Origin of the sequence: Burkholderia sp. Ac-20384 (assembly GCF_017104605.1) — a bacterium.
Taxonomy (GTDB): domain Bacteria; phylum Pseudomonadota; class Gammaproteobacteria; order Burkholderiales; family Burkholderiaceae; genus Burkholderia; species Burkholderia lata.
In genome coordinates, this window is sequence record NZ_JAAGPE010000515.1 from 1 (window position 1) to 3,871 (window position 3,871).

Annotated in this window: 4 protein-coding genes and 1 pseudogene; 1 reads left to right on the forward strand and 4 read right to left on the reverse strand. The window is 70.2% G+C overall.

Going from position 1 to position 3,871, the window contains the following annotated elements; genetic code table 11:
- A partial coding sequence (locus G3O00_RS40900) for a 2'-5' RNA ligase family protein (RefSeq protein ID WP_277399382.1) occupies positions 1 to 297 on the forward strand: 297 nt, incomplete at its 5' end.
- 146 nt (positions 298 to 443) lie between these two features.
- On the opposite strand, the gene G3O00_RS40905 is transcribed toward G3O00_RS40900, so the two are convergent.
- The 4 genes and pseudogenes from G3O00_RS40905 to G3O00_RS40920 all read right to left on the reverse strand — a co-directional run.
- The gene (locus G3O00_RS40905) at positions 444 to 1,760 is read right to left on the reverse strand and encodes a D-amino acid dehydrogenase (RefSeq protein WP_206146397.1); all 1,317 of its coding nucleotides are present in this window, start codon (positions 1,758 to 1,760) and stop codon (positions 444 to 446) included.
- Between the two features lie 25 nt (positions 1,761 to 1,785).
- Positions 1,786 to 3,048 carry an MFS transporter gene (locus G3O00_RS40910; RefSeq protein WP_206146398.1) on the reverse strand — a complete coding sequence of 421 codons (1,263 nt, stop codon included), beginning with the start codon at positions 3,046 to 3,048 and terminating at the stop codon, positions 1,786 to 1,788.
- A 236-nt stretch (positions 3,049 to 3,284) separates the two neighbouring features.
- Complete coding sequence (locus G3O00_RS40915; protein ID WP_346779028.1) at positions 3,285 to 3,536, reverse strand: SDR family oxidoreductase; 252 nt, start codon at positions 3,534 to 3,536, stop codon at positions 3,285 to 3,287.
- Positions 3,537 to 3,571: 35 nt separating this feature from the next.
- Positions 3,572 to 3,871: pseudogene (locus tag G3O00_RS40920) on the reverse strand (SDR family oxidoreductase); the annotation flags it as partial.

Here is a 3,871-nt window from a genome sequence, read left to right on the forward strand (position 1 = left end):
GCCGCCGAGCCGGCGTGTGCGGCGTTGAATGTCGCGCTGTCGGCGAAGCTGCGCGAGCTCGGCGTGCCGGCTGACCGGCGGCCGTTCCGCCCGCATGTGACGCTCGCGCGGCTGCCGCACGATGCGGTCGGGCAACCGGCGCACGGCGGCGCGGTGAAGCGGCCGGTTGCGCTGCGCTTCGATGCGCTTACGTTGTTCGAAAGCCGGTTGTCGCACGAGGGCGTGTCGCATCGGCCGATCGTGTCGGCGCCGATCGCGCGGGCGGATGGTGACCCGGATGGTCCGGCGGCGCCGTGAGCGGCTTGCGAGCGGCGTTGCGATTGTCGTGCGTCGTGCGCATCGCGTCAGCGCATCGCGTCGCGTCACCGATATCGTCCGGCCTACCCGGCCTACCCGGCCTACCCGGCCTACCCGGCCTACCCGGCCTACCCGGCCTACCGGACCTACCGGTCGTAGCGCGCGAGCGTCAACCCCGACAGATCGATCTCCGGATCCCGCCCTGTGACGAGATCCGCCACCACCTTCCCCGATCCCATCGACATCGCCCAGCCGGTCGAGCCGTGGCCGACGTTGAGCCAGAGCCCGCCGATCCCGCTCGCGCCGAGCAGCGGCGGCCCGTCGGGCGTCATCGGCCGGCGGCCGACCCAGAAGCGCGCCGACGCACGATCGGCCGCGTGCGGGAACCAGTCGTCGAGCACCTTCATCAGCGTATCGAGCGCCTGCTGGCGCAGCGCTGCGTGCCGGTTGCCGAGTTCCGCGGTACCTGCGACGCGCAACGTCGGGCCGAAGCGCGTGATCGCCGTCTTCAGCGATTCGTCCATCAGCGCGGCGCGCGGCGCCTTTTCATCGTCGACGACGGCGAGCGTCGCCGAGTAGCCCTTCACCGGATACAGCGGCACGTCGATGCCGTGCGGCCGCAGCAGGCCGGCGCTGTCGACGCCGAGCGCGACGACGATCGCGTCGGCGGCGAGCCGCGCGCCGCGGTGCTGGCCGCCGGGGTTCGAAGCGTGCGGATTCGGTCCGCCGTCCTCGTCGCCGCTGCCGACGATCCGCACGCCGCGCACCTGGCCGGCTTCGACGTCGAGCGCATGCACTTCCGTGCGAAACCGGAACGTCACGCCGTTGGCCTCGCACAGCGACCGCAGTTCGCGCGTGAAGCGGGCGCAGTCCCCGGCTTCGTCGTCGGGCAGGTAGATGCCGCCGACGGGGGGCTGCCGCGCCCAGCGCAAGCCTGGCTCGATCGTCGTGCAGCCGGCCGCGTCGAGTTCGCGAAACGCGATGCCCGCGTCGCGCAGCACCTTCAACGCGGGCTGCACCATCTCGACGTCGAACGCGCCGCGTAGCAGTTGCAGGTAGCCGCGGCTCGCGCCGTAGTCGAACGGATGACGGTCGCGAAACGCGTGCAGGCACGCGCGGCTGTAGTACGCGATGCGCTGCATCCGCTGCTTGTTCACGCGGAACCGCTCGAATTCGCATTCGCGCAGCCAGCGCGCGATCCAGCGCCACTGCGCGGCGTCGAGCGTCGGCCGGAAGATCAGCGGCGAAGCGGGCTTGAACAGGTACTTGAGGATCTTGCCGGGCATCCCGGGCGCGGCCCACGGCGTCACGTAGCCGGGCGCGATCACGCCCGCGTTGCCGAGGCTCGTCGCCTGCGCGACATCGGCCTCGCGTTCGATCACGGTGACGTCGCAGCCTGCTTCGCACAGGTGCCAGGCGGTGGTGACGCCGATCACGCCGGCGCCGAGAACGATCACGTGCATGCGGTTTCCGGAACGAAGCGGTGGCTCACGATGCGACGGCCGGATCGTCGGCAAGCGACTTGCCGCGCGTTTCCGGCAGCACGAGCGCGGCGACGATCACGAGCAGGTAGCCGCCGCCCGCGACGAGGCCGATCGCCTTCACGAGCGACATCGACTGCGACAGCGAGCCGACGAGGATCGGGAAGAACGAGCCGAGCCCGCGCCCGAGGTTGTAGCAGAAGCCCTGGCCCGAGCCGCGGATCGCACCCGGATACAGCTCCGACAGGTACGCGCCGACGCCCGCGAAGATCCCCTGCACGACGATGCCGAGCGGGAAGCCGAGCAGCAGCATCGCGGTATCGGTGATCGGCAGCATCGTGTACGCCATGCCGAGCGAGAACGAGCCGATCGCAAACAGGATGAACGACGCGCGGCGGCCGAGCCGGTCGGACAGGATCGCGCCGACCACATAGCCGACGAACGAGCCGACGATCAACACGACGAGATAGCCGCTCGTGTTGAACACCGACAGGTGGCGGACGGTCTTCAGGTAGGTGGGCAGCCACGTCGTGATCGCGTAGTAGCCGCCGAGCATCCCGGTGCACAGCGCGCTGCCGAACAGCGTCGCGCGCAGGTGCGGCGGCGAGAAGATCTCGAGGAAGTGGCCCGACACGCGGCCTTCGTCGCGCGCGCGGCGGGTGGCCGTGTAGATGTCGGGATCGCTGACGTTGCGGCGGATGTACAGGATCCACAGCGCGGGCAGGATGCCGATCCAGAAGCACGCGCGCCAGGCGACCTGCTCGGGCAGCAGTGCGAAGAACGCCCAGTAGAGGATCGCGGCCGCGCCCCAGCCGAACGACCAGCTGCTCTGCACGGTGCCGACCGCCTTCCCGCGATGCTCGGGCGAGCGGATCGTCTCGGCCATCATGATCGTCACGACCGACCATTCGCCGCCGAAGCCGAAGCCCTGCAGCGTACGCGTCGCGAGCAACTGCCAGAACGAGTGGGTGAAACCGGACAGGCACGTGAACAGCGCGAACGTCGCGATGGTCCACTGCAGCACGCGCACGCGGCCGTAGCGGTCGGCGAGGATGCCGGCGACCCAGCCGCCGAGCGCCGACGAGATCAGCGAGCTCGTCGCGATCATCCCGGCCTCGCTCTTCGTCATGCCCCAGGTGGCGATCAGAGTCGGAATCAGGAACGAATAGATCATGAAGTCGAACGCATCGACCGCGTAGCCGCCGAAGCCGGCGTACAGCGTCCTGCGCTCGCGCGTCGACAGTTCGTTGAACCACTGGAATGCCTGCATGCTTGCCGCCCCCTCTTTTGTCTCGTCTCGCGCTTGCCGTCTGGCGGCTATTTTACGGGCGGGATGCGGGGTGCCAAAAAGGCGAGTGCGAGTGCGCGGTGGCGCGATGAATGGCGAGGGCGCTGGGCGTTCGTTCGGGGAAGGCGTGATGGCCGATCCGATCGCGCTTGGGCGCCATGCAGGCCGGGGCAACGGTGGTGATGGTCGCGCGCCGGCACGGCGCGCAGGCACTTGCCTCAGAGCGTCAGGCCACCGTCGACGTGAATGACCTGGCCGGTGATCTGTCGCGCGGCGTCCGAGAGCAGGAACGCGATCAGTGCTGCGACGTCGTCGGGTTCGGCGATCCGGCCGAGCGGTGTCGCCTGTTCGGCCTGCACCCACGCAGCGGCATTGCCGGCGCTCGGCCCGTGGTCCTTGCGCGTGAAGCCCGGCGCGACCGCGTTGACGGTGATGCCGTGTGCGGCGAATTCGGCGGCGGCAGTACGCACGAGCGATTCGAGCGCGGCCTTCGCCGCGCTGGTGGCAGTGACGCGATCAGTGCCGCGAAGTGGTCGGGGTCGGCGATCCGGCCGAGCGGGGTCGCCTGTTCGGCCTGCACCCACGCAGCGGCATTGCCGGCGCTCGGCGCGTGGTCCTTGCGCGTGAAGCCCGGCGCGACCGCGTTGACGGTGATGCCGTGTGCGGCGAATTCGGGGGCGGCAGTACGCACGAGCGATTCGAGCGCGGCCTTCGCCGCGGCGGTGGCCGCGAACGTCGCGTCGGCGCGGTAGCGGTGCGCGACGAACGAGCTGACCGCGACGATCCGCGGTGCAGCCGACGCTTC